This is a genomic window from Herbiconiux liukaitaii, from assembly GCF_041927495.1.
GTDB lineage: Bacteria > Actinomycetota > Actinomycetes > Actinomycetales > Microbacteriaceae > Herbiconiux > Herbiconiux liukaitaii.
This window is the reverse complement of record NZ_JBHFHG010000004.1, coordinates 760,609-787,357: the sequence shown is the minus strand read 5'-3', so window position 1 is coordinate 787,357 and position 26,749 is coordinate 760,609. Positions and strand designations below refer to the sequence as shown.

The following is a 26,749-nucleotide window of genomic DNA, read 5'->3' as shown; positions in this document are numbered from 1 at the left end:
CGCCCCTTAGCGTGGGAGCAAGCCGATGAGGCTTCGCAGTGAGGCGGGTAGCCCGAGCCCTCCCGTGGCGTTCTCGAGTTCTACGGAAGGCACGCGATGATCGAGCAGCTGAGTGGACCGGGCACGAGTACAACGAGTACGTCGAGCCCCTCGCCCACCCACCCGGAGTCGATGCGGGCGGCGGTGATCGAGCGCTTCGGGGAACCTTCCGAGCTCTCGGTGTCGTCGGTGGCGGCGCCCGTGCGGATCAACTCCGAGGTGCTCGTCAAGGTGGCCGCCGCAGGGGTGAACCCCCTCGACGCGAAGACCCGATCCGGTCGCGGGGTCGCCGCCGCCATCTCGGGCTTTCCCTGCGTGCTGGGGTACGACTTCTCCGGGGTGGTGGTGGAGTCTCCCTTTGAGGGCCACCCGCTCAAGGTCGGCGACGAGGTCTACGGCATGACGTCGGCGCCGCGTGGCTCCGGGTCGTATGCGGAGTACGTGGCGGTGCCGAGCCTGCAGGTCACGCGGGCACCCAAGTCGCTGTCGCTCGTGGAGGCCGCGGGGGTGCCGGTGGCGGCGCTCACGGCGTGGGGCATGGTGGTGGAGCTCGCCAAGGCGCACGAGGGGCAGCGGATGCTCATCCACGCCGCCGCGGGTGGGGTGGGGCACTTCGCGGTGCAGTTCGCGCACTACTTCGGGGCGCGGGTGACGGCCACGGGATCCTCGCGCAACCAGGGGTGGCTGCGGGAGCTCGGCGCTTCGGAGGTCATCGACTACACGGCGGTGGACTTCGCCGACCAGGTGTCGGATCAGGACGTGGTGATCGACCTCGTGGGCAACGTGCACGACTCCACCGGAACGCGGTCGCTCGCGACGCTGCGGCACGGCGGGCTCATCATCAACGCGCCCACGGGCAGCTGGCCGACGTTCCTCGCCGAGGCGGCCGCCGCGGGCATGCGGGCGACGACCTTCAAGGTGGCTCCGGATGCGGCGACGCTCGCGGTGATCACCCGGTTGATCGACTCCGGTGACGTGCGGGTGCACATCGACGAGATCTTCCCGCTGGCGGAGGCGGGCGAGGCCCATCGGGCCCTCGAGCGCGGGCACACCCGCGGCAAACTCGTGCTGCAGGTAGGCGCGCAGCCCTTCTGAGCCCCGGCCCGGCTCCGGCCCCGGCCCCGCGACTGCTGGCGCTGCAAGGCACCCGCCTTGCGCGCACTCGAAATGCGGGCGTCTCCGGCGCGAGCGCCCGGGGCGCGTTCGCTCAGCACGGCGTGAGGGTCTCGACGGCGGGGCTCAGGGTGGCGGGGCCGCCGAGCAGCACGATCTGCTCGGGCGCGAGCCGCCGCAGATCGTCCAGCACCGGAACGGGTACACAGTCCTGCCGCACGAGGTAGATCGGAGCGTGTCGGCTGGCGGCCAGCGGGCCGCCGCTCAGCGCATCCGGGAACGCGGTGCCGCTCGCGAGGTAGACGGATCCCCCGGGTCGAGGTGCGAAGACACCGCGGTTGAGAGCCACCGGAACCTCGAAGCGGTCGGCGCCCGAGACCCTCCCCACGGAGCTCGGCACCGCGGCGAGGTCGCGCCGGAGTTGGCTCTCGATGCCCGGACTCACCGAGGCGATGCCACCCACGATGAGCACGTCGCGTGGACGGTACCCGGCGATCGCGGTGAGGCTCGCGGAGTCGAGACTCGGTGAGGTGCCGTCGACGAGCATCACCGTCGCCTCGCGATGCACGGCGGCGGGTGCCGCGGCGAGCGCATCCGGGAAGGTGGCACCGGCCGCCAACATGACCGCGTCGGCAATCGGCACACCCACGGCGGAGTCGGTCACGAGCGCTCGCGACACCTCGTAACGGTCCGCACCCCCGATGCGCAGAAAGGTCGCCCCTACGACGGACCGCGAGAGCTCGGCGACGACCTCGTCGGAGACCGAGGCGGGCCCTCCCACCACCACAACGACGCTCGGTGACAGCCGCCCGATCTCGGCCACGACCCCGGCGGGCAGCCCCGTCGCGGGGGTCAGCAGCATGGGTGAACCGCGAGCTCCCGCCACCGCACCGGCACTGAGCGCATCGGCGAACTTCTCCCCGCTCGCGAGGTACACGATGTCGGCCCGCGCGAACCCGGCACGGGAGGCCCGAATCGCCTGGTCGTAGCGGTCGACCCCGTGCAGACGGGAGGGGGCAGGCAGATCCACCCTCGCCCCCGTCGCGACTGTCTCTGCCGTCGGTGCTGTCGGTGCTGTCGCGGCTGTCGCGGCTGTCGCGGCTGTCGCAACCGCAAACGCAGCAGAAGCCGGAGGAGCGAGCGCAAACGCAGCGATCACCGCAGCCAGCGCGGCCATGACGAACCGGACGAACGACCGCGCACGGTGGGATGAGAGCTTGCGCGGGCTGGGGTGCATGGGAGTCGCTTTCGGAGCTGGATCGTGCCCCGAGAGTCACACGCCGAGGCCGCGCGCGGTTATGAGCACTTCCTACTCACCGGGGCACGAGCTCTGCGCCAACCCTCGCGCATCTTGGCCCATCCACGGCGACCCGCCGATCAGGACCCGGCGCCGCCCGGGCGCAATGTCGATCAGAACGCACGTCAATCAGAACGCCACGTCAATCAGGACGCAGTACCGATCAGGACACAGCGCAGATCAGGACACAACGCAGATCAGGACGCAGCGCCGATCGGGACGCAACGTCAGTCCGGGCGCAACGTCAGTCCGGGCGCAACGTCGGGCAGGGCGCAACGTCAGTCCGGACGCGGCGCCGATCAGGACGCGGCGTCAATCGCGGTCGGCAGCGACTGCTCGAGCACGAAATCGTCGTGCAGCTCGTCACCCACGAGGAAGGTCTTCGCGCCCACCTTCGTGAAGCCGCGCTTCTCGTAGAAACGGATCGCGCGGGCGTTGAGCTGGTTGACCCCCAGCCAGATGCTCGCGGCGCCCGACTCGGCGGCCTGGGCGAGCGAGGCTTCCATCAGCGTGGTGGCCACTCCCAGGCCGTGGAACTGTGCGCGCACGTAGCACTTGCTCAGTTCGACAGTGGGGCGGGTGGTGACGGCCGCCGCGGCGTCGGCATCGGCCGGCTCTCCGGAGATCAGCATGGTGTAGCCGGCGATCTCGCCGTCGACGTCAGCGAGCAGCACGGTGTGGGTCGTGCCGGTGAGGTACTCGGCGAAGGTCATCTCGGAGAGCCTGCTGGCGATGAAGGCCGCGATGTCGTCCGGAGCGGTCCCGGGAGGGCACGCCATCTCGAAGGTCTCGGCGGCGACCGCAGCGACGATGCCCGCGTCCTCCGGGCGTGCGCGTCGAACTCGCGTGACCATACCCCCAAGCTACCGGTTCGCCCCCACCCACCCCGGGACCACCGCACCCTCCAAGCAAACCCATGCCCCGCGCACAGACTGCCACCCCACCCCACCCCGAACTGCAGTCGCGCCCGCCCCGAACAGACCGCGCACCCCACGCCCCCAGCCCCACCCGGAAACACGGTCGCATCCACCCCACAGGCTGCCCCCGTCCCGCGCCCCCGCCCCGCCCCGCAATGCGGTCATACCCAGCCCGAAAAGGCTGCACTCATCCAGCGCCCCGGTCGGCTGTCGTAAGTCGTTGCTCCACCGCCAGCATCGATCACCCCGTGTCGACCACGAGTCGGTGGCCGACGGCTTGCCTGCGCGAGGGCCGGGTCGCGGCCGCCACAGCAGGGGGGATGGTGTGACGACCGCGAGTGTGGGGGCCTCGGCAAAGCTGCGCCTTCGGGCGAGGTCAGGGCTGCCGCGCGACGGCGCAGCGGTTGAGAGGTCGCGGCCGCCGAACCGGGGGGAGGTTCGACGACCGCGAGTTGGGGACCGGCCGCTCGTGTGTGCGAGGGGCTGGTCGCGGCCGCCACACCAGGGGGGGGATGGTGTGACGACCGCGAGTTCGGGGGCCCCGGCGCAGCTGCAACTCGGTCGAGGCCAGGGGGCCGCGCGCTGGCGCGACGGCCGGGTGGGGTCGCGGCCGCCGAACCCAGGGGGGGGGAGGTTCGGCGACCGCGAGTCAGGAGGCGGTCACTCTCTGTGCGAGAGGGACCGGGACGTAGGCAGCCATGCCAGCGGCCGCACAGTGGTGGATCCTCGCTGGGTCATCAGGGCAGTCCGCACGGGGCCAGGCGTTCCAGGGAGGGCTCGAGGGTGGACGTTCCGCCCAGGAGGACGACCTTGGCCGGGGCCAGGCGACCGATCTCCGCCCAGACCTCGGGGGTCAGACACGTGGGAGGGGTCACGTAGAGAGGCGCCTTGCCGATGCCCGCCGCAACTCCCCCGCTCAGCGCGTCGGCGAAGGCGTAGCCGCTCGCGAGGTAGACCGTGGAGGCCGAAGCGAACGACGCGCCGTTCACGCTCGCACCGACCGCGAAGCGGGTGGATCCCGCATACCTCGTGACCGCGAAAGACCTCTCGATCGAGCTCGCGAACGACGCACTCACCGAAGCGGGACCGCCGACGATTCCGATGGACGTGGTGCCCAGCTCCTCGAGGAGTGCGGATTCCGCGGCATTGATCGATGCCAGGGATCCGTCGACCAGCAGCACCGGCGACCGCGAGACCGCCGCCGCCGGTGACGCCGTCAGGGCATCGGGGAAGTTGGCTCCCGTGGCGACGAAAGCAGCGTCTGCCCGCGCCACGCCGAACTCGGAATGACCGATCAGCGCTCGCGACACCTCGAAGCGATCGGCACCACCGATACGGGTCACCCTGGCCGCCGTCGCCGCCTTGAGCTGCGCCGCGACCGCAGCCGACACCGACGCCTCCCCACCCACGACGACGACGTCGGTGGCCCCGAGCCGACGGATCTCCTCGACGACACCCACCGGCAGTCCCGCTGCTCCGGTGAGCAGCAGTGGCGCCGCGTGCTGGGCGGCCACAGCCGTCGCGCTCAGCGCATCCGTGAACTTCTCCCCGCTGGCGAGGTAGACGGTATCGGCGCCGCCATCGCCGAAGGTGAGCGTCGAGACGGCGAGCGCCTGCGCGTAGCGGTCCATCCCGGCGATCCTGCTGACGGCGGGTGCCGCCCTCACGATGGTGGTGCACGACTTGGTGGTGACGTCGGTGTAGCCATCCGGCCGCACCGTCGTCAACTCCAGCACGAAGCTCGACGTACCGACCTCACTCGGAGCTCCGACCACCTGGTAGCCACCGGACTGAAGACGCACGCCCTTGGGGAGCGCACCCCTCGCCACCCTCAGGCTTCCCGCCTGGGCGAGCGGCGCGGTGGACAGGGGGAAGCCGACGGCCGCACTCTGCTGCGGACACAGCACGGCAGGGATGAGCTCCTCGGCCGAGACGCCCTCCGGACTGTCGACTCCGGATGGCGCCTCCACGGCCACCGCCGCGGCCGGCCGGGGGACGACGAGCGCGCCGAGGAGCGCTGCGGAGAAGAGCGCCGAGATCGCGAATCTGCCGGTACGTCTGGCGGCGGTGTGGTTCATGTGGGCCTGTCTACGAGCGGGAACGGTGGCGGGAGGAGCAATCGGCGAAAGCACAGCGGCGGAGGGGGTCAGCACGGCTTGAGCGCATCGATGTCGGCGTTGAGAGTGCTGTAGCCACCGAGCACCACGATGTTCTTCGGATGCACGCGCACGATCTCCTGCAGCACCGAGGCCGGCACGCAGGTGCTCGGCACGAGATAGATCGGTGCGCTGTTCTTGCCGGCGATCGGGGCCGCACTGAGGGCATCGGCGAAGGCGGTGCCGCTGGCCAGGTAGACCGTGGTGGCCGAGAGGAACGCCTCCCGATTGACGGAGACCGCAGCCTGGTAGCGATCCGCCCCCTCGGCCCTGGTCACCGCGTAACCGGATACCGCGAGCTGTCGCTGGATGCCGTCCGTGACCGAGGCGCGGCCTCCCGCGATGCGCACCGAGGTCGCCTTGAGCGAGGTGAGCAGCGCAAGATCGGCGGCGCTCACTGTGGGCTGCGAGCCGTCGACGAGCATGACCGGGCCGTTGACGGAGACGGCAGCAGGTGAGGCGGCGAGCGCGTCGGGGAAGTCGACTCCCGTGGCCAGGTAGACCCACGCCGACGACGGCACCCCGAATGTAGGGTGCGAGATGAGCGAGCGGGAGACATCGAACCGATCGGCGCCTGCGACACGATGCACGTTCGCCGCCGCGAAGGCGGACTTGAGACCGCCGAACACCGCGGCGGAGACCGAGGCAGTGCCCCCGACCACCACGATGTCCTTCGGGGCCAATCTCGTGATCTCCGCCTTCGTGACGGCCGGAAGCGTGCCGGACTGGGTGAGCAGCAGGGGCGCACCGTGCACGCCCGCGACCGATCCCGCGCTCAACGCGTCACTGAACTTCTCACCGCTCGCGAGGTAGAGCACATCGATGCCACCGGTGGGGAACGCCGACCGCGTGACCTTCACGGCCTGGTCGTAGCGGTCGGACCCCGTGATGCGGGACGGGGTCGGCGCCGGATCGACGCCCACCGTGCACGCGACCGTCTTCATCGGCGCATCCGTGAACCGCGCCTCGAGCGTGAAGCTCGAGATGCCCGTAGCCGTCGGCACGCCGGAGAACACTCCGTCGACCAGGGTGACACCAGCCGGGAGCGCCCCGGAGGAGATGGAGGTCTCGGCGTGCGGGTCGGGCACCGACAGAGCGGCGGTCGGCACGATCTCGATGCCCCGGAAGGCCGAGGCCTGCGGGCAGACCGGCTCGATGACCTCCGCGGCGGCAGCACCCGCCGGCACGAGGCCTCCCGCCACCACGACGGACACGGTGGCGACGATCAGCGGCAGCCGACGAGCGCCTGCGCGCCGGATGGGTCGACGACGGATGGACCGCCCCTGACTGGGGACGAGGATGCTGCGGGTGGCAGCGGCGCCTGGAGCGGCGAGAACGGTCATGGCTTGTGGCTTTCGACGAGTGTGGATGGGATGAAGGAATGGTGCCCCGGCACTCGACCCCATGGTTATGAGTACTTCGTACCTATCGCCATCCGAGGTATGCGGCGAACGCAGCACACAACAGAAGGGCCCGGCACCTCCTCGAGGGAGGCACCGGGCCCGAGTGATTCCGCCGCGTCAGCAGGGCTTGAGCGCCGCCACCTCTGCCGAGAGGGTGTTGAGCCCGCCCAGGATGACGATCGACTTCGCCTTCACGCGGGCCAGGTCATCGAGCACGACCGCCGGAACGCAGGTCTTCTGCACGAGGTAGATGGGGCTGTTCGATTCGCCCGCCACCGGCCCGGCCGTCAGTGCGTCGGGGAACACCTCACCACTCGCGAGGTAGGCGGTCTCAGCCTCGGTGAAGGCCTGGTTGATGGCCACCGCACCGTCGTACCGCGTGAGCCCGGAGACCCGGGTGACGTCGAAGCGGTCACCCAGCGAGGTCTTGATGCCCTCGCTCACAGATGCCGGCCCACCGGCGATGCGGATGCTCGTGACTCCCTGTCCGTCGAGGATCGCCAGGGAATCACCCGTGATGGCCGGCTGCCCACCGTTGACCAGCAGCACAGGGGCGTTGAGCGATGTGGCGGGAGGTGTGGCCGCGAGGGCGTCGGGGAAGTTGCGCCCATCCGCGATGTACGACCAGGTGGTACTGGGCACACCGAACGCAGCATTGGAGACGAGACTCTGGGAGACCTCGTAGCGGTCCGCGCCGCCGACCCTGGTGACCGTGGTGGTCGGCACGCTCTCCTCGATCGCTGCGATGACACCGGCCGAGATCGACGCCGGGCCTCCCACCACCACGACGTTCTTCGGCGCGAGCTCACCGAGCCTGTCGGCGGTGACGGTGGGTAGAGCGTTCGCCTGCGTGAGCAGCAGCGGCGCCCCGTGCACTCCCGCCACGGAACCGGCGCTCAGAGCGTCGGCGAACTTCTCGCCGCTCGCCACGTAGACCGTCTCGGCGGTCTCGAACGCGGCGGAGACCTCGACCGCCTGCGAGTAGCGATCGGCCCCCGCGATGCGCGACGGCGCAGGCAGACTGCCGGAAGTCTCCGCCGACGCCGCTAGAGGGGTGGCCGCGAGCAGAGCGACAGTGGAGAGCGCAGCAGCGACGACTGCCGCGGGCACAAGACGAGTGGACGAACGCAAGGTCACGGGTGAGGTCGCTTTCTGACGATGAGAATGACGGGTGCGCCCCATCCTCCAGTCCACGAGCCCCATTGCGGTATGAGCAATTCGTACTCAGACGCATGCCCGCAAAACGCAGAAAGGGCCCGCCGTGAGGCGAGCCCTTTCCGAGTGCAGCAGAGGCGACTAGATCGCGTTGACGTCGAGCGGGATGCCCGGGCCGAACGTGGTCGAGACGGCGCCCTTCTGGATGTAGCGGCCCTTGGAGGAGCTCGGCTTCAGACGGACGACCTCTTCGAGCGCCGCGGCGATGTTCTCGTCGAGCTGCTCGGGGGTGAAGCCTGCCTTGCCCACGACGAAGTGCACGTTGGCGTGCTTGTCGACGCGGAACTCGATCTTTCCACCCTTGATCTCGTTGACGGCCTTCGCGACGTCGGGCGTCACGGTGCCGGTCTTCGGGTTGGGCATGAGGCCACGCGGGCCGAGCACCTTACCGAGACGACCGACCTTGCCCATGAGCTCGGGGGTCGCGACGGCGGAGTCGAACGAGGTGTAGCCGGCGGCCACCTTCTCGATGAGCTCGTCGCCACCGACCTCGTCGGCACCGGCAGCGATGGCCGCCTCGGCCGCAGGGCCCGTGGCGAACACGATGACGCGAGCGGTCTTGCCCGTGCCGTGAGGCAGGATGACCGTTCCGCGGACCATCTGGTCTGCCTTGCGCGGGTCGACGCCGAGCTTGAGCGCGACCTCGACGGTGCTGTCGAACTTGGCGGAGCCGGTCTCGCGAGCGAGCTGAACGGCTTCGGACGGGGTGTAGTACTTGCCGGCTTCGATCTTCTCGGCCGCGGCCCGGTAGGCCTTTGACTTCTGTGCCATTTCCAGCCTCCTCCTTATGCCTCGACCGTGATGCCCATGGAACGGGCGGTACCGGCGATGATCTTCATTGCAGCGTCGACGTCGTTCGCGTTCAGGTCGGCCTGCTTCTGCTCGGCGATCTGACGCACCTGCTCACGGGTGAGCTTGGCGACCTTGACGGTGTGGGGGGTGGAGGAGCCCTTGGCGACTCCGGCGGCCTTCTTGATGAGCTCCGCGGCGGGCGGGGTCTTCAGGATGAAGGTGAACGAGCGGTCTTCGTAGACCGTGATCTCCACGGGGATGACGTTGCCGCGCTGCGACTCGGTCGCGGCGTTGTACGCCTTGCAGAACTCCATGATGTTCACGCCGTGCTGACCCAGCGCAGGCCCGATGGGCGGTGCGGGGTTGGCGGCGCCGGCGTTGATCTGAAGCTTGATCAGACCTGTGACCTTCTTTTTCGGTGCCATTTCTTCTCTCTTCTCTCGTGCTGCCCGAGGGCAGCTCTCCCACCCACAGGGCTTCTCCCTGGAGTGGTGGTCTCGGATGCCCGTGAGGGCAACCGCAATAGTCTAGCTGATGAGCCTGAGCTACAGCTTGGTGACCTGGTCGAAGCTGAGCTCGACCGGGGTCTCGCGCTCGAAGAGCGAGACGAGCACGGTGAGCTTGCCGCTCTCGGGCTTGATCTCGCTGATCGAACCGGGGAGGCCCGCGAACGAGCCCTCTTTGATGGTGATGGTCTCGCCGACCTCGAAGTCGATCTCGGCGGGGATGGAGCGTGCGACGGCCTTGCCGCCCTTGGCGCCCGCGGTCTTGGAGGTCGGGACCTCCTTGACCTCGACGAGGCTCTTCAGCATGTTGAAGGCCTCCTCGAAGCGGAGCGGCGTGGGGTTGTGCGAGTTGCCCACGAAGCCTGTGACGCCGGGCGTGTGACGCACGACCGACCAGCTGTCCTCGTTGAGGAACATGCGCACGAGGACGTAGCCGGGGATGCGCACGCGGGTGACGAGCTTGCGCTGGCCGTTCTTGATCTCGACGACGTCTTCCATCGGTACCTCGACCTGGAAGACGAAGTCCTCCATGCCCATCGAGGTCTTGCGGCTCTCGATGTTCGACTTCACGCGCTTCTCGAAGCCGGCGTAGGAGTGGATGACGTACCACTTGCCCGGGAGCACGCGGAGCTCGGCGCGGAAGGCCTCGTACGGGTCCTCCTCGACCTCTTCGGCGTCGGGGTCGACCTCAGCTGCGACCTCGGCATCGGCGGACGCCTCGGCATCGCCGGAGACCTCTGCATCGGCATCCACGGCGACATCGCCGTCTGCCGGGATCTCGGCGTCGCCCTCGATCTCGTCGAGCGTCTCGACGGGCTCGCTGCCGATCGTGTCGGCCTCGTCGTCTTCCAGCACCTCGAGCACCGCGGCGGCTTCATCGAAGGAGTCGATGTTCAGCGCGTCGTCGACCACGGCATCGGCTTCGGGGTCGGCCGGAGCGTCGATGGCCTCGAGGAGGGCGTCGAGGTCGGCCGGGACTCCGGCTTCATCGGGCTTTGAGTCAGACAATGAGTTCGTTCCACTTCTTGGTTGATCGGGGGCACCTGATCGGTGCGGATGCGGCGGTGCCGGTGACGCTGCCAGCAGGCACGGCGCCTGACCGGCGCTGCGCCCCGTTGGGAGAAAGCTAGTTCTCGCCGAAGGTGACGAGGGCGAGCCAGCTGAACACGGTGTCGAGACCCACCACGATCGCCATCATGATGACGACGAAGACCAGCACCACGAGCGTGTAGTTGATCAGCTCGCGACGGGTGGGCGTGACCACCTTCTTCAGCTCACCGAACACCTGCTTGATGAACAGCACGAGCCGAGCGAAGGGGTTTCGGCCCGCTCGTTCTTTCCTGGCATTCTCGACGATCTCCTCGGAAGGTTCGTCGACTACTTTTCGTGCCACCGTGTCAATACCTTTCACAAGCCGGGCCCAGGTGGGCCGGTGCAGGGCGGACAGGACTCGAACCTGCAACCTGCGGTTTTGGAGACCGCTGCTCTACCAATTGAGCCACCGCCCTAAGCGCTGAAACCACACCGCTTCGCTACACTCACTTCGTGGGCTGTGCCGAAAAGTAGGCATAGAAAAGCTTGGCGGAGTTCAACCACCGAGGAACAGTGTAAGTCACATCCGGTGGCCACGCAAAAGGCGAGGGGAACGGGGCACAGATGCGCGCAGGCGCCTTCAGGATCGGATTCATCGCGACCCTGGGCGGCCTGATGGCCATCGCCCTCGGGTTCGCGTTCGTGCAGCTGTCGACCGTGGTGATCTGCATCCTCGCCTCGCTCTTCCTCGCGCTGGGACTCGATCCGCTCGTCCGCTGGCTCACAAGGCGCCGTATTCCGCGCGGGTGGTCGATCCTCATCGTCTTCACGATCGTGATCGCCTTCGCTGTACTGGTGTTCTTCCTCGTCATCCCCGCGGTGGTCGATCAGACGACCGAGCTCGTGCAGAACCTGCCGGGGGCCGTGACAACCCTCACGCAGCAGACCTGGTTCACCGACGTGTTCGGCGACTCGGTCGACTCCAAGGAGCTCGCGGGCGATCTCGAGAGCTTCCTCTCCGACCCAGGCAACCTCGCCGCCCTCGGCGGAGGCGTGCTCAAGATCGGGATCGCGCTCATCAACGGCATCTCGGGCGGACTGCTCGTGCTCGTGCTGACCCTGTTCTTCCTCGGCTCGCTCGACGCGGTGAAGAACAGCTTCTACGTGCTCGTGCCGCTGTCGCGCCGCGAGGGCGTCGTCTCGATCACCGACCAGATCGTGCGCTCGATCGGCAAGTACGTGAGCGGTCAGGTCATCCTCGCGGGCACCAACGGCGTCTTCGGCTTCATCGCCATGGTGCTCGCCGGGGTGCCGTATGCGGGAGCGCTCGCGGTCGTGGCGTTCCTGCTGGCCCTCATCCCGCTCGTCGGCACGATCATCAGCGCGGTGATCGTGACGTTCTTCGCGCTCACCGTCTCGCCGGGGACCGCGGTCGTCATCGGCATCTACTTCCTCGTGTACATGCAGGTGGAGGCGTACGTGCTGAGCCCGCGGGTGATGACGCGGGCGGTCGACGTGCCCGGCATCCTCGTGGTCATCGGCGCTCTCGTGGGCGGCACGCTGCTCGGGATCCTCGGTGCGCTCATCGCCGTGCCGGTGGTGGCGTCGGTGCTCATCATCGTCAAGCAGGTCGTGGTGCCGAAGCAGGCACTGCGGTGATCGAGGCGGTCAGGGCGATGCGGGCGGTCAGGGTGTTGCGGGCCGTCAGGGCGATGCGGGCGGTCAACCGGTAGCCTGGTGGCGTGACAGACCAGCTCCCCCGCATCTCGCGCCGCATCTCCTCGATCGCCGAATCGGCCACCCTCAAGGTCGACGCCAAGGCCAAGAGCCTCCAGGCGGCCGGCCGGCCGGTCATCAGCTATGCGGCGGGTGAGCCAGACTTCCCCACGCCGCCGCACATCGTCGAGGCGGCATCCGCTGCGGTGCTCGACCCCAAGAACCACCGGTACACGCCCGCGGCCGGGCTGCCCGAGCTCCGCGAGGCCATCGCCGCGAAGACGCTGCGCGACAGTGGGCTCGAGGTGTCGCCGGCGCAGGTGATCGTGACGAACGGCGGCAAGCAGGCCGTCTACGAGTCGTTCGCCACGCTGCTCGACCCGGGCGACGAGGTGCTCGTGCCCACCCCGTTCTGGACCACCTACCCCGAGGCCATCCGCCTCGCCGGCGGTGTGCCCGTAGAGGTCTTCGCGGGCAGCGACCAGGACTACCTCGTGACCGTCGAGCAACTCGAGGCCGCGCGCACGCCGCGCACCAAGGTGCTGCTGTTCGTGTCGCCGTCGAACCCCACGGGTGCCGTGTACTCGCCCGAGCAGACCCGCGCGATCGGCGAATGGGCCGACGCGAACGGGCTCTGGGTCATCAGCGACGAGATCTACCAGAACCTCGTCTACGACGGTGTGCGCGCCGTGTCGATCGTCGAGGCCGTGCCTGCTCTCGCCGACCGCACGCTGCTCGTGAACGGCGTGGCGAAGACCTACGCGATGACCGGATGGCGACTCGGCTGGATGGTCGGCCCCCTCGATGCCATCAAGGCCGCCTCGAACCTGCAGTCGCACCTCACGTCGAACGTGTCGAACATCTCGCAGCGTGCGGCCATCGCGGCACTGAACGGGCCGCAGGATGCCGTGGAGACGATGCGGCAGACCTACGACAAGCGGCGGCGGCTCATCGTCGACGGCCTCAACGCCATCCCAGGTGTGCGCACTCCGCTGCCGCAGGGCGCGTTCTACGTGTATCCGGATGTGACGGGTCTGCTCGGGCGCACCTGGGGCGGGGTCACGCCCACGACGTCGCTCGAGCTGGCCGACCTCATCCTGGAGCAGGTGGAGGTGGCGACGGTGCCCGGGGAGGCGTTCGGTCCGAGCGGATTCCTGCGACTGTCGTACGCACTCGGCGATGACGCTCTCGCGGAGGGTGTCGCACGCCTGCAGAAGCTCTTCAGCTGATCCCCACCCTCTTTCGAGGGATCTTCACTTAGGGTTCATGCGCGAGTAGAGTTTCGCTCATGTTCGGGGCGTCGGCGGGGCTGGTGGGGCGGATGCCTCGGGCGCGGGCGCGGACGCGGGCCGGGGCCGAACGGTTGCGGCGGCGACGGCGACGGCCGGTGCGGGGTTCCGTGCTGCTGATTCTTGGCGCGATGGTCGTCGGGTTCGGGATGCTGAGCGGCGGGGTACCTGCCGCGTGGGGTGCTCCTCCTCCCGTGGTCACCGGGGCGCCGGGGCCGGGGTCGGTGCTGATCGGGGTGGGCGGGGCGTTCGGTGAGGTTCTGACAGGTGTCGGGCCGCCGGGTGGGTCGATCCTCGTCACGACGCCCGTCGAGGGGGATGCGCATCCGCTCTGCTTCGTGGACGTCGCGGCCGACGGGAGCTGGGCGTGCCCGCTCGGGGCGGCTCCGAGCTCGTCGGGGCCGCTGACGGTGTCGAACGGCACGGACTTCGCTGCGGGCGACATCACCGTGCTCGAGGTGGCGCTGCTGCATCCGCCGACGGTCGAGAGCGACGCGGGGAGTGTCGACACGATCACGCCGACGATGACGGTGGAGGATCCGACGCAGGAGATCCGCGGAGCTGGGGTGCCCTTCAATCTCGTGGCGGTGACGCTCAACGATGGCAGCGGATGCACGGGGCACGTGGGCGCCGATGGGCTGTGGAGCTGCCTGCTGACCGCGCTGCCGAGTGGGGCGGGGCCGTACTCGCTCGTGGCGGCCCAGGCGTTCCCGTCGGCGCCGTCGACCTGGGCGACCACGGCGCCCTACCTCTTCGCGCTGGAGGCCCCCACGATCATCGTTCCCGACCCCGACCCAGATCCCGTCCCGGACCCCGACCCCGATCCGGATCCCGCCCCCGATCCGGATCCCGTCCCAGGTCCCGATCCCGTCCCCGATCCAGGTCCCGGTATCGATCCAGAGCCAAGCCCAGGGACAGTGCCGGAGTCCGATCCGGGTGATGTGACTGGCCCGGAGGGAGGCGTTGTAGGCGGAGTTGTCGGTGAGGCCGAGGCCGATGGTTCCGATCCGACCGAGGCTGACCATGGAAAGCAGTCAGTCGACGTTCTTCACGAGGAAGTCGGGGAGTCCACCCGCGATGGAGGGCTGGTCGGTTCCCTGAGTTCGGGTTCGGCTTCGGGCGCCGGCGACCGTACCGGTGAAGGATCTCGGCAGTGGTCAGCAGAAGGCAAGAGGGAGAACTCCGGCGGCTCGCCCGGTTCACGAGAGTCGCCCGGGGCGGGCGACGACGAGGTCGTGGCGGCCGGGGCTGGGGACGGCGGCTCAGTAGGAGAGGGCGGGGTGGGTGTGGGGCCGTCGGCGTTCGCGTTGTCGCTGGTGACTCCGGATGGGGCTTTCGGGCGCGCGGGGACCGGGATCGTGTTCCTCGGCGTTCTGATCGGGGCGGCGATGCTGCTCGTGATGGTGCCGGGTGGGATCCTCGAGGCGACGATCCACGAGAACGCCGACCGCATCCGCCGGAGTGCGCCCGCCCGGCTGCTCGCCCGCATACACATGGCCGCGCGGACGCTCATCCCCGCGCGACTCGAGGCACGCGGGGCTGGTGGGGCCGGCAGGGCTGGTGGGGCGACCGTGCGGCCCGGCTCACGAGGTTTCGCGTCGGCGTGGGGGATCGCGGTGGTGCTGGGAGTGGGGGCCGTGGGGTCGGCGATGGTGTCGCCCGAGGCTGGGGTGACCGCGACGACCGGCGGGCTCGTGGTGGCGTTTCTTGGGGCCGCTCTCGTGATGGGGGTGGTCGGGGTGGGGGTCGCGGTGCTCGTCGGGCGGCGGTTCGAGTTGCGGGGCATGCCGTTCGGGCGGCCTGCCGCTCTCGTGCTGACCGCTGCGAGCGTGGTGGTGTCGCGGGTGGCTGGGCTCGATCCGGGGTTCGTGTTCGGGGCGCTCATCGGAGTGCAGTTCGTCGCCCTGACCCGCGTCGGGCGCCGCGTGGGCGGCGGTCTCGATGCGGCGGGCCTGGCCCCGGCCGGGCGGGCGAGCGTGGACCCGGTCGGGAGTGCGGGCGTGGCCCCGGTCGGGCGTGTGGGTACTGCGGGCCGGGGTGGCGGGCTCGGGGCTGTGGGGGCCGCTCGGGTGGCTGTGGTGGGGGCCGGGGCCTCTGTGGTGCTCGGGGTGGGGGCGTGGGTGGTGCAGGGTGCTGTGCGGCCCGGGGTGGTGGAGCGGCCCGACGTGCTCGGGGTGCTGCTGCTCGACCTCGCGACCGCGGTGACCGTGGGGGCGCTCAGCGGGCCCGTGGTGTCGCTGCTGCCGCTGCGGTTCCTCGATGGGGGCACCATGCTGGCCCACTCGAGACGACTGTGGGCGGCCGCGTGGGCGGGTGCCGCACTGGTGTTCGGGTTCGTGCTGCTTCCCGTACCGGCGGCGTGGTCGGAGCTCGGCAACGACCTCGTGCCGTGGCTGGCGTGGTTCGGTGCCTTCGCGCTGCTCACCGCGGCGGTGTGGGCGTACTTCCGCTTCGTGCCGGCACGAGCCAGTGGGTCGGCGGCACCGGCCCCAAGCGCGCTCGATCTGGAGCAGGCGCGCTGAGTTCACGTGCCTCGGTTCGCGTCGGCGCATCCACCCCTCAGCGGAGGAGGCGGGCCACCTCTCGGGAGAGCAGAAGGCGCAGCATGTGGTCGGTGCGAGGGATCTCGTGCAGCGTCACGTGGTGCATCGAGCCCAGGCGGTCGAAGCTGCCAGGCACGATGACCTGATCCCGCGAGCCGAACACGATGTCGACGGGCACCTGCACCTGCGCGAGGTCGGTGGCGGTGGTCTGCTGCTCGATGCAGTTCTCGAGCGACCGGGAGAACGCCTCCCACGACGCGTCGTCGATCCGCATCGATCCGTTCGGCATCCAGCGCGAGAAGCGACCGGCGTTGTTGACGATGGTGGGGCGGTTGCCGCGCACGAAACGGTAGAACCAGAGGTAGCCGCCCACACGCATCCGATGTCCGAGTGCGTCGAGGTAGCGACGGTGCGGGTAGATGGGCGGCGCCACGAGCACCAGGTGCTCCACCTGACGCGGGTGCACCGCGGCATACCGCGCCGAGACCAGTGCTCCGAGGCTGTGGCCCACGAGCGTGAAGTGCCCCCGCAGGTGCAGCGCCCGAAGCGTCTTGTGCAGCGCCTCGACGTGCTCGTCGAGCGTGAAGCGGATGTGCTCGCCCGCTCGCGAACCGCCGAAGCCGAGCAGATCGATGGCGATCACCCGATAGAGCGGCGAGATGAGCGGCACGAGCTGCCGCCAGCTCGTGGACGACGATGCGATGCCGTGCAGCAGCACGACCACCGGCCCCTCCCCCACGTCGACGGCCACGTGCAGCGCGGGCACCTCGGCCTGCCGCTTGAGCACCCGCCCGATGAGACTCATCGCTTCCCCCTCCGCTCGATACATGAGAATACATCAGTACCACTCGCGGGGTCCACCGATCGGGGGATGGGCACCTCACCCGGCCGCCTCTGGTGCCGCCCGCCGCGGGCGGCGAACATGGAGGCATGTCCTCGACCTCGGCACTCTCCGTCCACGACCTCAAGAAGCACTACGGCGGCGTCACCGCCCTCGACGGCGTGAGCTTCGAGATAGCTCACGGCGAGACCTTCGCCCTGCTCGGCCCGAACGGTGCGGGCAAGAGCACGACCGTCGAGATCCTCGAGGGCTACCGCGACCGTTCGGGCGGCGACGTGTCGGTGCTCGGGATCGACCCCCAGCACGCGACCCTGGAGTGGAAGGCCCGCATCGGGATCGTGCTGCAGCAGACGGGCGAGAGCGGCAACGTCACGGTGCGGGAGCAGCTCACGCACTTCGCGAGCCTGTATCCCCGGCCGCGAGAAGTGGACGAGGTGCTCGCCGCCGTGGGCCTCGAGGACAAGGCCAAGACGCGCATCAAGGCGCTCTCGGGCGGTCAGCGGCGGCGGGTCGACGTGGCGCTGGGAGTGATCGGGCGGCCGGAGCTGCTCTTCCTCGACGAGCCGACCACGGGGTTCGATCCTGAGGCCAGGCGTCAGTTCTGGGGGCTCATCCGCTCGCTCTCCGACGAGGGCACGACGATCGTGCTCACCACCCACTACCTCGACGAGGCCGCTCAGCTGAGCGACCGTGCCGCCGTGATCGCGGGTGGTCGATTGATCGACATCGGCCCGGTCGACGAGCTCGGGCCGGCGGATGCGCGCATCCCGATCGTGCGGTGGCGGAGCGCCAACGGCCTGCGGGAGGAACGGACGACCGAGCCTGCGGCCCTCGTGAGTCGGCTCACCGCGGAGCACGGGGAGCTGGTCGAGCTCGAGGTCATCCGGCCCTCGCTGGAGGATGTGTACCTCGGGCTCGTGGAGTCGGTCGAGGCGGTGGCCGTCGCGGCTGGTGCGACTGGTGCGACTGATTCGACCGCTGCGGCCGCGAAGGAGGCGCGCTCATGAGCGTCGACGCATCGCCCATCCGCACCGCCCCCACCGCCGGCCGTGCACCCGCCCGCTTCGGGCCCGGTCGCACCCTCCGGCTCGGTCTCTCGCGCGTGGTCTACGAGACGCGCCTCTACTTCCGCGCCGGCGACACCGTGTTCTTCACGTTCCTGTTCCCCGCGGTGCTGCTCGGGATCTTCTCGGTGGCCTTCGACTCGCTCGGCGATGTGGGAGCAGCCCCCGACGGCACGGGCGGCATCTCGCAGGGCGCCTACTACCTGCCCGGCATGATCGCGGCCGGCATCCTGCTGAGCGGGGTGCAGAACCTCGGCGTCGACATCGCGATGGAGCGCGGCGACGGCACCCTCAAGCGGCTCGCGGGCACGCCGCTGCCCGTGCTCTCGTACTTCATCGGCAAGATCGGGCAGGTGCTCGTGACGTCGCTCGCGCAAGTGCTGCTTCTGCTGCTGCTCGCCCGCGTGGCGTTCGGGGTGGAGCTGCCGAGCGATCCGGGAAGCTGGCTGACCCTCGCCTGGGTGTATCTGCTCGGCATCATGACCGCGGCCGTGCTGGGCATCGCGATCTCGCGGCTGCCTCGGAGCGGCAAGAGCGCGACGGCCGTGATCATCCCTCCGCTGCTCGTGCTGCAGTTCATCTCGGGGGTGTTCCTCTCGTTCTCGATGCTGCCCGAGTGGTTGCAGGCGGTGGCGAGCGTGTTCCCGCTCAAGTGGATCGCGCAGGGGATGCGGGCCGCGCTGCTGCCCGAGTCGTTCGCCGCCGTGGAGCCCGGTGGGGAGTGGAATCTGCCGCTCGTGGCGCTCGTGCTCGGTATCTGGCTGGTGGTGGGGCTCGTGCTCTGCCGGGTGACGTTCCGCTGGATCCGCAAGGACAGCTGAGGCCGTGCGGATGATGCCGGCGGGCGCGCTCCGTAGGGTGGGGGCATGGTGACGTACCGGTGGTGGCACGCGGTGGTCGCGGGGGCTGTGCTGGTGGTCGGTGTGCTCGTGGCGCTGACGGGTGGGGTGGTGCTGGGATCCAGTGCGGGATCGGGATCCGGGGATGCGTCGGGATTCGGGGCGGGTGCTCGGTGGACGACGTGGGCCGCTCTCGGGCTGCTCGCCGCCTTCGCCCTGTTCTACGCGACGGTCGGGCGCCGCGGCCTTGAGGAGGAGCGGTGGGCACTGCCTCTCGCGGGCGCGATCGTGCTGACCACGGCGGTGGGCACCGCGCTCTCGCCGGACATGGCGACCCTCCAGTGCATCGCGTATCCGCTGGTCTGGACGCTGCTGGCGAGCCCGCGGATGGGCCGGCCGATCGTCGGGTGCGTGGTGCTCGCGGTCGGCACCGGGCTCGGCTTCGTGGTGAGCCTCGGCGGGGGGATCGACGCGGTGGCGCAGGCCGTGGGGATCCAGGGGGTGTCGCTCGCGCTGGGTGTGGGGATCGGCGTGTGGTTCACCATCGAGGTGCGGAAGGGCGACGAGAACACGCGACTGCTGCTCGAGCTGCAGGCCGCTCAGGAGCAGCTCGCCGCACTGCACCGCGACGCCGGCGCCGGGGAGGAACGCGAACGGCTCGCCCGCGACCTGCACGACACCATCGCCCAGAACCTCACGAGCCTCGTGATGCTCGCCCAACGCGCCCAACGCACCACTGCCTCTGATGCTGGAGTGGGGGACGCCGTGCGGGCCGACCTCCTGCTCATGGAGGAGGTGGCGCGGGAGGCGCTCACCGAGACTCGGGCTCTTGTGGCGGCGAGTGCGCCTGTGCCGGTCGACGGCGGTCTCGTGAAGGCACTCGAGCGACTGGTGGCGACGTTCGAGCGCGAGACGCGTATCCGGATCGTGACCCGCTTCGATGACGTCGGCCCGATCCCCCGCGACCGCGAGGTCGTGCTGCTGCGCTGCGCTCAGGAGGCCCTCGCCAACGTGCGCAAGCACTCCACGGCACAGCACGCCCGCCTCACCCTCGAGCACGCCGACGGTGACGGCCGTCTCACCCTCACCGTGAGCGACGACGGCCGCGGCATCGCCGGCGCAGTCGGCGATGGGGACGGGGACGGGGACGCGGATGCGCGCGCCACCCTGGCCGGCTCGCTGCCGGGCGACCCGCCGCAGAGCGGCTTCGGCCTCGAGGGGATGCGTCAGCGGCTCGCTCTCGTGGGCGGCACACTGAAGGTGGCCGGGGCTCCCGGTGGGGGCACCGAGCTCGTGGCCACGATCGACGGAGGCACGACATGAGCGACACGGACGGCGGCCACGGTATGAGCGACACGGACGGCGGCCACGGCCTGAATGCCACCAGCACGAGCGCCGGCACCGGGGCGGCACCCGTGCGCGTGCTCGTGGTCGATGACCACCCGATCGTGCGGAGCGGCATCGTGGCACTGCTGGGCGGCGTCGAGGGCATCGTGGTGGCCGGCGAGGCCGCCGACGGGATCACCGCGGTGGAACAGGCGGCGGCCCTCCGCCCCGACGTCGTGCTCATGGATCTGCGGCTGCCGGGCATCGGCGGCGAGGTGGCGACGGCCCGCATCCTCGCGCACGATCCGCGCATCCGCGTGCTCGTGCTCACGACCTACGAGACCGACGAGCTCATCCTCGAATCCATCGAGGCCGGCGCGAGCGGCTACCTGCTGAAAGCCGCCCCGCAGGAGGAGATCATCGCGGGCGTGCGCTCCGTGGCCGCGGGCCAGACCGTGCTCGCACCCTCGATCGCCACCAAGCTCGTGCAGCGCCTCCGCAGCGCACCCACGACGACGCCGACGCTCAGCACCCGCGAGCTCGAGGTGCTGCGGCTCGTGGCCGAGGGGCTCAGCAATCCCGCGATCGGGCGCTCGCTCTTCATCGGCGAGGCGACCGTGAAGACCCACCTGCAGCACGTGTTCGAGAAGCTCGAGGTCTCGGATCGCACGCGCGCGGTGACCCGCGCCATGGAGCTGCGGCTGATCTGAGCGACGCGGCCGAGCGACGCGCCCCGACCGGCACCCCCACTCGCCCTACGCGTTCTCCTTGCGGAACGTGCGCGTGCCCACCCACAGCCCCGCCACGAAGAGCACGAGAGTCCAGACGACCCCCCACATCGTGGTGATGGTCCAGAAGTCGCCCGTGAACAGCTCGCGGATGGCGTTGACGATGTACTTCGTGGGCATGAAGTCGCTCACCACCTGGAGCCACTGCGGCCCGATCGTCATGGGCAGCAGGATGCCCGAGAGCAGCAGCACGGGCAGCGCGATGCTGTTGATGACGGGCGCCATGACGTCTTCGCTCTTCGTGGTGAGCGCGAGCGCGTTCGAGGCGGCGGCGCAGGCCGCACCGAGCAGCACGGTGAGCACGAGGCCGAGCGCCATGCCGGGGATCGATCCGGTGAGACCGAAGAAGAACGCGAGCCCGATGAGCACGAGACCCTGCACGAAGAGCTGCAGCACATCGCGCAGGATGCGCCCCAGCAGCAGCGCGGTGCGGCTCGCCGGCGTCACCCGCTCCGCCTCGATGACACCGGAGCGCCACTCCGCGATGAGGCCGAAGCCCGCGAAGAGGGCACCGAAGAGACCGAGCTGCACGAGCAGGCCGGGCACGAACAGCGTGTACGCGTTCTCGGCGCCGAGCGTGCCGGCGAGCGGTTCGAGCAGGGGGCCGAACAGGCACAGGTAGAGGATGGGCTGCACGAGGCCGATGATGACCCAGGCGGGGTTGCGCAGCGCCAGCCGGAGCTGACGGCGGAAGACGATGTAGGTCTCTCTCCAGAACACGGGTCAGGCTCCTTGCTCGCGCAGCGATCGACCGGTGAGGTCGAGGAAGACGTCGTCGAGGGTGGGGCGGCGCACCTCGATGGACTCGAGGTCGATGCTGGCCGCATCCAGACCCCGGATGAGGCCGGCGACCTCGTGGCCGGCACCGCGCACTCGCGCGTTGACGCCCGTGAAGCCGTCGCCTGTCTGCAGCACCTCCACCTCGGAGTCGGCGATCCTGCCCAGCAGCTCGGCGGCGGCCGGGGCCTTCGCCGCATCGGCGACCACGAGCGAGACGAGGTCGCCGGCCACCTGGCGCTTGAGCGCATCCGGGGTGTCGCTCGCCACGATGGTGCCGTGATCGATCACGAGGATGCGGTCGCACAGCGCATCCGCCTCGTCGAGGTAGTGGGTGGTGAGGAAGATGGTGGCGCCTCGCTTGGTGCGGAGGTCGGAGATGTGCGTCCAGAGGTTGGCGCGCGCCTGCGGGTCGAGGCCCGTGGTGGGCTCGTCGAGGAAGACGAGGGTGGGGTCGTGCACGAGGCCCATCGCGATGTCGAGGCGGCGGCGCTGGCCGCCGGACATGGCCTGCGGCTTGCGCTCCCAGAGCCCCTCGAGGTCGAGCTGGTCGAAGAGCTCGCGGCCGCGCGCCTCGGCCTGCTTCTGGCTGATGCCGTAGAGCATGCCGTGGTCCATGACCTCCTCGCCCGCCCTGGCCTCGGGCGAGGTGCTGCCGCTCTGCGAGACGTAGCCGATGCTGCGGCGCACCTGCTGCGATTGCGTGGCCACGTCGAAGCCCGCCACGGTGGCACTGCCGGCGGTGGGCTTGAGCAGGGTCGTGAGCATGCGGAGCGTGGTGGTCTTGCCGGCGCCGTTGGGGCCGAGGAAGCCGACGATCTCGCCCTCTGCCACATCGATGTCGACTCCGGCGACGGCCTTGACCTCCTCTTTGGCCTTGCCGCGACCGCGCCCCTCGAAGGTGCGGGCGAGCCCTCGTGCGTGGATCACGTGTCTCCTCTGGCGTGCGACCGATGCAGGATGTGAACGATGTACACATTGCCGGATCGCGCGACCGTGCGCAAGGGTGATTCGGAGGCGCCGTGACGGGCGCTCGGGGGGCGGTGGAGGAGAGAGCGCGGGGCGTGTGACTAGAGCTCGTGGGCGAGGAAGACGGGCTCCGGCTGCAGCAGCACCCCGAACTCGGCGAGCACGCGGCCCTGCACGTAGCGGGCGAGCTCGGCGATGTCGGCGGCGCGGCCCGCGGTGGTGCCGGCCCCTGCACCTGCACCTGCACCGTCGCCAGCCGCAGTGTTCACGAGGGCGAGCGTGTGCTTCGACGAGACGGCGGCGGTCGATCCTGGCAGCGCGAACCCCTTGCGCACCCCGGACCGCTCGATGAGCCACGCCGCGCTGAGCTTGACGTGATACTCCTCGGGCCGTTCACCCCGCGGGGCGCTGTCGCCGTCGAGCGAGACGCCGGTGCCCGCATCCGCCCCCGAGAGGTCGGCCGCAGCGGCCGCCGCATCGAGCGGGATCACGAGCGCTGGCTCCTCGGGCTCGACCTGCCAGCGCGGGGCCGAGGCGGGCAGCGAGCGGGCGAAGTTCTCGGTGACGATGGGGTTGGTGAAGAAGGATCCTGCGCTGTAGGAATCGGGATCGGCCGGATCGAGCACCATGCCCTTCGAAGCACGCAACCCGAGCACCGCCCGCCGCACCTCCTCGATGGGCAGGCGGTCGCCCACCTCGATGCCGAGAGCCGTGGCGAGCTGCCCGTACTCGACCGGCGCCGACTCGCCCCGCGCATCCTGCAGCTCGAAGGTGACCGAGAGCACGATGCCGCGGAGACCGCGCTTGAAGACGCTCGAGCGGTACGAGAGCTCGAGCTCCTCCAACGGCATGCGGCGCACCTCGCCCGAGATCTCGTCGAGGAAGTCGAGCGACACGATGACGGAGGAAACCTCTTGGCCGTAGGCGCCGATGTTCTGGATGGGCGCAGCCCCCACCGATCCGGGGATGCCCGAGAGCGCCTCCATGCCGCTGAAGCCCTGGTCGACCGTGTGACGCACGAGGTCGTCCCACGGCTCGCCTGCCTGCACCCGCAGGCGCACGGTGCCCTCTCGCGAGGGGAGAGGTGCGATGCCCCGGGTGGCGACGCGGATGACGGTGCCGTCGAAGCCCTCGTCGCCGATCACCACGTTGGATCCGCCGCCGAGCACGAACCAGTCGCCGCCGTCGGCCCACACCTCGCGCGCGACCTCGAGCAGCTCCGGCTCGGTGCCGGCCGTCACCAGACGCGCCGCCGGGCCGCCGACCTTGAGGGTGGTGAAAGCGGCGAGTGGCGCCTCGAATTCGGTGACGCCTGTCATGGCAGGGTGACGCGCACCTGGGCTTTGCCGAGCACCGTGGTGCCGTCGACCGAGACGGTGAGATCGACACGGGCGGTGCCGGCCTCCTCGTCGAGCTGGCCGATCTTCGCCTGCACCACGATCTCGGCGCCGCTCGTGGCGTCGACCACCACGGGGCGCGTGAAGCGCACCTGGTAGTCGGTGATCAGGGCGGGATCGCCGAGCCACGTGACGACGGGCTGCACGGCGAGGCCCATGGTGAGCATGCCGTGCGCGAGCACGCCGGGCAGGCCCACCTCGGCGGCGACGTCGTCGCGGTAGTGGATGGCGTTGAAGTCGCCTGAGGCACCCGCGTAGCGCACGAGCGATTCGCGCGTGAGGGGGTAGCGGCCCTCGGCCACGATGTCGCCCACCTCGAAGGCGTGCACGATCTCGAGGTCGCCGTGTGCGTCGGTCATGCGTCTCCCCTGACGACGAGGGTGGAGGTGGCGGTCACGACGTGCTCGCCGTCGCGGTCGTGGATGGCGGTCTCGGCCGTGACCATGGCGTTGCCGCCGAGGGTCTTGATGCTCGAGATGCTGAGCTTGGCGGTGAGCTCGTCTCCGGCCACGATCGGCCGGGTGTACGAGAACTGCTGCGATCCATGCACCACGTGGGTGAGCTCGATGCCGGCATCCTCGACCGCGAAGAGCTGGTCGAGGGTGAGCTGCTGCACCACGATGGCGAAGGTGGGCGGGGCCACGAGGTCGGGGTAGCCCGCCTCCTGGGCGGCGCGCACGCTGAGGTTGACGGGGCTCGACGCGAAGACGGCACGGGAGAACTCGCGCACCTTCTCGCGGCCGACCAGGTAGGGGGGCGTCTCGTCGAACTCGCGGTCGATGAGGTCGGGGTTCACTGGCACCCGATCAGTCTACGGCGAGGGGCCCCGGCGGCACGGTCCGGGCGGGCCCTGCCGCTCCGCTAGTGTCGGGGCGTGAGACTCGGAGTGCTCGACGTAGGTTCCAACACCGTCCATCTGATCGTCGTCGACGCGCATCCGGGTGCCCGGCCCGTGCCGATGGCCTCTCACAAGTCGGTGCTGCGGCTCATGCGCTACCTGGAGCCCGACGGCTCGATCAGCGAGGCGGGGGTCACGGCCATCGTCGAGGCCATCGCTGCGGCCACCGAGGTCGCGCGGCGTGAGGGCATCGACGAGCTCCTGCCGATGGCGACCTCCGCTCTCCGCGAGGCGACCAACGGCGAGGCCGTGCTCTCGCGGATCGCCGAGGCGACCGGGGTGACCCTGCGCGTGCTGACGGGCGAGGACGAGGGGCGGCTGACGTTCCTCGCCATCCGTCGCTGGTACGGCTGGTCGTCGGGCGACATCCTGCTCTTCGACATCGGCGGCGGCTCGCTCGAGATCGCCGCCGGATCGGACGAGTACCCCGACGTGGCCGTCTCGCTGCCCCTCGGCGCCGGGCGCACGACGGTGCAGTTCTTCCCCGAAGACCCGCCCACCCCCGAGCAGATGCTCGAGCTGCGGGCGCACGCGCGAGCGGTGATGAGGGCGGATGCGCTGCCGCTGTTCGCCGCGCAGCCTCCGTATTCGCACGTGGTCGGGTCGTCGAAGACCATCCGCTCGCTCGCGCGCCTCGCGGGGTCGACGCGGCCGAACCCCTCCGGCGGCGAGGACCGGGTGACGCTTCGACGCTCCGAGCTCAAGGACTGGATCCCGCGGCTCGGGCAGATGCCCGCGGAGGCCAGGCAGGCGCTGCCCGGCATCACGGCGGACCGCACATTCCAGATCGTGGCGGGGGCCGTGGTGCTGCACTCGGCGATGAAGCTGTACGACGTGGAGGAGCTCGAGGTGTCGCCGTGGGCGCTCCGCGAGGGGATCCTGCTGCGCTACCTCGACGGGCTGTAGGGCCGGAAGCACGAGAGGACGGGGCTGCGGCGGCCATGCACGCTGCTCCTGCGGTTCGCGCTACTCCTTCGGTCAGCGCGCTGAGACCGCCCACATCGCCACGGCGCTCGCTGCGGCGACGTTGAGCGAGTCGATGCCGTGCAGCATGGGGATCTGCACCACGGTGTCGGCCGCCGCGATGGCCTCAGGGGTGAGACCGCCGCCCTCCGCGCCGAGCACCAGGGCGACCCGTTCGGGGAGCGCGCGTTCGAAGTCACGGAGGCTCACCGCATCCGGAGTCAGCGCGAGCGCCGCTGTGTGGAAGCCGTGCTCGCGGAGCAGCGGGGTGAGCGCGGGCCACTCGGGCGCGCGGGTCCATGGCACCTGCAGCACGGTGCCCATGCTGACGCGGATGGCACGGCGGTAGAAGGGATCGCTGCAGCGCGGCGTCACGAGCACCGCATCGGCCCCGATGGCGCCGGCGGAGCGGAAGATGGCGCCCACGTTGGTGGGATCGACGACGTTCTCGAGCACGACGATGCGGCGTGCGTCGCGGAGGAGGGCGGCCGGCTCCGGGAGGGGCGGGCGGCGCATCGACGCGATGAGACCGCGGTGCAGGAGGTAGCCGGTGAGCTCGGCCAGCAGCTCACCGGGGCCGATGAAGATGGGCACCTCGGTGTGGCCGGCCGCGGCGAGCGCCGTCTCCGCCTCGGCCTCGCTGCCGCCGAGCGCGAGCACCGAGCGGGGCACGTGGCCTGCGCGGAGGGCGCGCTCGAGCACGAGGAGCGACTCCGCGAGGTAGAGGCCGTGCTCCCGACCCGCCTCGGTGCGGTGCGAGTTCTTGAGGGCGACGTCGGTGGCGTGGGCGTAGTCGGCGAGCCGCGGATCGGCGAGGTCGGCGATCCGGATGACGGGCATGCCGCGATTCTAGGCTCGCCGTGCCACCC

The 26,749-nt window shown here is 70.1% G+C and carries 25 protein-coding genes and 1 tRNA gene; 9 read left to right on the top strand and 17 right to left on the bottom strand.

What is annotated here, in order from left to right; genetic code table 11:
* Positions 1-96: 96 nt before the first annotated feature.
* Positions 97-1,134 (top strand): NADP-dependent oxidoreductase, encoded by a 1,038-nt coding sequence (locus ACEXQC_RS11355; RefSeq protein WP_374821877.1) that lies wholly within the window; start codon positions 97-99, stop codon positions 1,132-1,134.
* 112 nt (positions 1,135-1,246) lie between these two features.
* Here ACEXQC_RS11355 and ACEXQC_RS11350 read toward each other — a convergent pair whose 3' ends face one another.
* The 10 genes from ACEXQC_RS11350 to ACEXQC_RS11305 all read right to left on the bottom strand — a co-directional run bounded on the left by ACEXQC_RS11350 (position 1,247) and on the right by ACEXQC_RS11305 (position 10,946).
* Complete coding sequence (locus ACEXQC_RS11350) at positions 1,247-2,182, bottom strand: cell wall-binding repeat-containing protein (RefSeq protein WP_374821875.1); 936 nt, start codon at positions 2,180-2,182, stop codon at positions 1,247-1,249.
* A 566-nt stretch (positions 2,183-2,748) separates the two neighbouring features.
* Positions 2,749-3,303 (bottom strand): GNAT family N-acetyltransferase, encoded by a 555-nt coding sequence (locus ACEXQC_RS11345; RefSeq protein ID WP_374821872.1) that lies wholly within the window; start codon positions 3,301-3,303, stop codon positions 2,749-2,751.
* A gap of 800 nt (positions 3,304-4,103) precedes the next feature.
* A complete protein-coding gene (locus ACEXQC_RS11340; RefSeq protein ID WP_374821869.1) occupies positions 4,104-5,444 on the bottom strand; it encodes a cell wall-binding repeat-containing protein in 1,341 nt (446 codons plus the stop codon).
* 68 nt (positions 5,445-5,512) lie between these two features.
* Positions 5,513-6,865, bottom strand: a complete 1,353-nt coding sequence (locus ACEXQC_RS11335; protein ID WP_374821867.1) for a cell wall-binding repeat-containing protein — start codon at positions 6,863-6,865, stop codon at positions 5,513-5,515.
* A 177-nt stretch (positions 6,866-7,042) separates the two neighbouring features.
* Positions 7,043-8,035 (bottom strand): cell wall-binding repeat-containing protein, encoded by a 993-nt coding sequence (locus ACEXQC_RS11330; protein ID WP_374821864.1) that lies wholly within the window; start codon positions 8,033-8,035, stop codon positions 7,043-7,045.
* Positions 8,036-8,221: 186 nt separating this feature from the next.
* Complete coding sequence (gene rplA / locus ACEXQC_RS11325) at positions 8,222-8,911, bottom strand: 50S ribosomal protein L1 (RefSeq protein ID WP_374821861.1); 690 nt, start codon at positions 8,909-8,911, stop codon at positions 8,222-8,224.
* 14 nt (positions 8,912-8,925) lie between these two features.
* Positions 8,926-9,357 carry a 50S ribosomal protein L11 gene (rplK, locus tag ACEXQC_RS11320; protein ID WP_374821858.1) on the bottom strand — a complete coding sequence of 144 codons (432 nt, stop codon included), beginning with the start codon at positions 9,355-9,357 and terminating at the stop codon, positions 8,926-8,928.
* A gap of 120 nt (positions 9,358-9,477) precedes the next feature.
* Positions 9,478-10,446 carry a transcription termination/antitermination protein NusG gene (gene nusG, locus ACEXQC_RS11315; RefSeq protein ID WP_374821856.1) on the bottom strand — a complete coding sequence of 323 codons (969 nt, stop codon included), beginning with the start codon at positions 10,444-10,446 and terminating at the stop codon, positions 9,478-9,480.
* Between the two features lie 118 nt (positions 10,447-10,564).
* A complete protein-coding gene (gene secE / locus ACEXQC_RS11310; RefSeq protein WP_374821854.1) occupies positions 10,565-10,831 on the bottom strand; it encodes a preprotein translocase subunit SecE in 267 nt (88 codons plus the stop codon).
* A gap of 42 nt (positions 10,832-10,873) precedes the next feature.
* Positions 10,874-10,946, bottom strand: a tRNA-Trp gene (locus tag ACEXQC_RS11305).
* Positions 10,947-11,094: 148 nt separating this feature from the next.
* On the opposite strand from ACEXQC_RS11305, the gene ACEXQC_RS11300 reads away from it, so the two are divergent.
* From ACEXQC_RS11300 to ACEXQC_RS11290, 3 genes are all read left to right on the top strand, one after another.
* Positions 11,095-12,129 carry an AI-2E family transporter gene (locus tag ACEXQC_RS11300; protein ID WP_374821851.1) on the top strand — a complete coding sequence of 345 codons (1,035 nt, stop codon included), beginning with the start codon at positions 11,095-11,097 and terminating at the stop codon, positions 12,127-12,129.
* An 83-nt stretch (positions 12,130-12,212) separates the two neighbouring features.
* Positions 12,213-13,415: a pyridoxal phosphate-dependent aminotransferase gene (locus ACEXQC_RS11295; protein ID WP_374821848.1), complete on the top strand. Its 1,203-nt coding sequence runs from the start codon at positions 12,213-12,215 to the stop codon at positions 13,413-13,415.
* Positions 13,416-13,606: 191 nt separating this feature from the next.
* Positions 13,607-15,997 (top strand): hypothetical protein, encoded by a 2,391-nt coding sequence (locus ACEXQC_RS11290; RefSeq protein WP_374821845.1) that lies wholly within the window; start codon positions 13,607-13,609, stop codon positions 15,995-15,997.
* A 37-nt stretch (positions 15,998-16,034) separates the two neighbouring features.
* On the opposite strand, the gene ACEXQC_RS11285 is transcribed toward ACEXQC_RS11290, so the two are convergent.
* The gene (locus ACEXQC_RS11285) at positions 16,035-16,823 is read right to left on the bottom strand and encodes an alpha/beta fold hydrolase (protein WP_374821842.1); all 789 of its coding nucleotides are present in this window, start codon (positions 16,821-16,823) and stop codon (positions 16,035-16,037) included.
* A 125-nt stretch (positions 16,824-16,948) separates the two neighbouring features.
* Between ACEXQC_RS11285 and ACEXQC_RS11280 the strand changes: the two genes are divergently transcribed.
* Genes ACEXQC_RS11280 through ACEXQC_RS11265 form a run of 4 tightly spaced genes read left to right on the top strand, consistent with a single transcriptional unit; the run spans position 16,949 to position 20,798 of the window.
* Positions 16,949-17,866: an ABC transporter ATP-binding protein gene (locus tag ACEXQC_RS11280; protein WP_374821839.1), complete on the top strand. Its 918-nt coding sequence runs from the start codon at positions 16,949-16,951 to the stop codon at positions 17,864-17,866.
* A complete protein-coding gene (locus ACEXQC_RS11275) occupies positions 17,863-18,744 on the top strand; it encodes an ABC transporter permease (protein WP_374821836.1) in 882 nt (293 codons plus the stop codon). Before ACEXQC_RS11280 ends, ACEXQC_RS11275 begins: the two co-directional genes overlap by 4 nt.
* 45 nt (positions 18,745-18,789) lie before the next feature.
* On the top strand, positions 18,790-20,085 hold the full coding sequence (locus ACEXQC_RS11270; RefSeq protein ID WP_374821833.1) for a sensor histidine kinase: 1,296 nt from the start codon (positions 18,790-18,792) through the stop codon (positions 20,083-20,085).
* The gene (locus ACEXQC_RS11265) at positions 20,082-20,798 is read left to right on the top strand and encodes a response regulator (RefSeq protein ID WP_374821830.1); all 717 of its coding nucleotides are present in this window, start codon (positions 20,082-20,084) and stop codon (positions 20,796-20,798) included. Before ACEXQC_RS11270 ends, ACEXQC_RS11265 begins: the two co-directional genes overlap by 4 nt.
* A 45-nt stretch (positions 20,799-20,843) precedes the next feature.
* Here ACEXQC_RS11265 and ACEXQC_RS11260 read toward each other — a convergent pair whose 3' ends face one another.
* The 5 genes from ACEXQC_RS11260 to ACEXQC_RS11240 all read right to left on the bottom strand — a co-directional run bounded on the left by ACEXQC_RS11260 (position 20,844) and on the right by ACEXQC_RS11240 (position 24,821).
* On the bottom strand, positions 20,844-21,596 hold the full coding sequence (locus ACEXQC_RS11260; RefSeq protein WP_374821827.1) for an ABC transporter permease: 753 nt from the start codon (positions 21,594-21,596) through the stop codon (positions 20,844-20,846).
* Positions 21,597-21,599: 3 nt separating this feature from the next.
* Positions 21,600-22,583 (bottom strand): ATP-binding cassette domain-containing protein, encoded by a 984-nt coding sequence (locus tag ACEXQC_RS11255; protein WP_374821824.1) that lies wholly within the window; start codon positions 22,581-22,583, stop codon positions 21,600-21,602.
* Positions 22,584-22,723: 140 nt separating this feature from the next.
* On the bottom strand, positions 22,724-23,941 hold the full coding sequence (locus ACEXQC_RS11250) for a UDP-N-acetylmuramate dehydrogenase (RefSeq protein ID WP_374821821.1): 1,218 nt from the start codon (positions 23,939-23,941) through the stop codon (positions 22,724-22,726).
* On the bottom strand, positions 23,938-24,378 hold the full coding sequence (locus ACEXQC_RS11245; RefSeq protein WP_374821819.1) for a MaoC family dehydratase: 441 nt from the start codon (positions 24,376-24,378) through the stop codon (positions 23,938-23,940). Before ACEXQC_RS11245 ends, ACEXQC_RS11250 begins: the two co-directional genes overlap by 4 nt.
* The gene (locus tag ACEXQC_RS11240; protein WP_374821816.1) at positions 24,375-24,821 is read right to left on the bottom strand and encodes an FAS1-like dehydratase domain-containing protein; all 447 of its coding nucleotides are present in this window, start codon (positions 24,819-24,821) and stop codon (positions 24,375-24,377) included. The genes ACEXQC_RS11245 and ACEXQC_RS11240 overlap by 4 nt, the downstream gene beginning before the upstream one ends.
* Positions 24,822-24,893: 72 nt before the next feature.
* On the opposite strand from ACEXQC_RS11240, the gene ACEXQC_RS11235 reads away from it, so the two are divergent.
* The gene (locus ACEXQC_RS11235) at positions 24,894-25,823 is read left to right on the top strand and encodes a Ppx/GppA phosphatase family protein (RefSeq protein ID WP_374821814.1); all 930 of its coding nucleotides are present in this window, start codon (positions 24,894-24,896) and stop codon (positions 25,821-25,823) included.
* Between the two features lie 72 nt (positions 25,824-25,895).
* Here the strand turns inward: ACEXQC_RS11235 and ACEXQC_RS11230 are convergent, their stop codons facing one another.
* On the bottom strand, positions 25,896-26,720 hold the full coding sequence (locus ACEXQC_RS11230) for a TrmH family RNA methyltransferase (protein ID WP_374821811.1): 825 nt from the start codon (positions 26,718-26,720) through the stop codon (positions 25,896-25,898).
* Between the last annotated feature and the right edge of the window lie 29 nt (positions 26,721-26,749).

Bases quoted from the DNA above. Each gene is read 5' to 3' on its own strand.
- ACEXQC_RS11270 (WP_374821833.1), top strand. From the start codon at position 18,790: ATGGTGACGTACCGGTGGTGGCACGCGGTGGTCGCGGGGGCTGTGCTG.
- ACEXQC_RS11335 (WP_374821867.1), bottom strand. From the start codon at position 6,865: ATGACCGTTCTCGCCGCTCCAGGCGCCGCTGCCACCCGCAGCATCCTC.
- ACEXQC_RS11280 (WP_374821839.1), top strand. From the start codon at position 16,949: ATGTCCTCGACCTCGGCACTCTCCGTCCACGACCTCAAGAAGCACTAC.
- ACEXQC_RS11290 (WP_374821845.1), top strand. From the start codon at position 13,607: ATGGTCGTCGGGTTCGGGATGCTGAGCGGCGGGGTACCTGCCGCGTGG.
- ACEXQC_RS11245 (WP_374821819.1), bottom strand. From the start codon at position 24,378: ATGACCGACGCACACGGCGACCTCGAGATCGTGCACGCCTTCGAGGTG.
- ACEXQC_RS11300 (WP_374821851.1), top strand. From the start codon at position 11,095: ATGCGCGCAGGCGCCTTCAGGATCGGATTCATCGCGACCCTGGGCGGC.
- ACEXQC_RS11355 (WP_374821877.1), top strand. From the start codon at position 97: ATGATCGAGCAGCTGAGTGGACCGGGCACGAGTACAACGAGTACGTCG.
- rplA (WP_374821861.1), bottom strand. From the start codon at position 8,911: ATGGCACAGAAGTCAAAGGCCTACCGGGCCGCGGCCGAGAAGATCGAA.
- ACEXQC_RS11345 (WP_374821872.1), bottom strand. From the start codon at position 3,303: ATGGTCACGCGAGTTCGACGCGCACGCCCGGAGGACGCGGGCATCGTC.
- ACEXQC_RS11265 (WP_374821830.1), top strand. From the start codon at position 20,082: ATGAGCGACACGGACGGCGGCCACGGTATGAGCGACACGGACGGCGGC.
- rplK (WP_374821858.1), bottom strand. From the start codon at position 9,357: ATGGCACCGAAAAAGAAGGTCACAGGTCTGATCAAGCTTCAGATCAAC.
- ACEXQC_RS11230 (WP_374821811.1), bottom strand. From the start codon at position 26,720: ATGCCCGTCATCCGGATCGCCGACCTCGCCGATCCGCGGCTCGCCGAC.
- ACEXQC_RS11285 (WP_374821842.1), bottom strand. From the start codon at position 16,823: ATGAGTCTCATCGGGCGGGTGCTCAAGCGGCAGGCCGAGGTGCCCGCG.
- ACEXQC_RS11275 (WP_374821836.1), top strand. From the start codon at position 17,863: ATGAGCGTCGACGCATCGCCCATCCGCACCGCCCCCACCGCCGGCCGT.
- ACEXQC_RS11340 (WP_374821869.1), bottom strand. From the start codon at position 5,444: ATGAACCACACCGCCGCCAGACGTACCGGCAGATTCGCGATCTCGGCG.
- ACEXQC_RS11250 (WP_374821821.1), bottom strand. From the start codon at position 23,941: ATGACAGGCGTCACCGAATTCGAGGCGCCACTCGCCGCTTTCACCACC.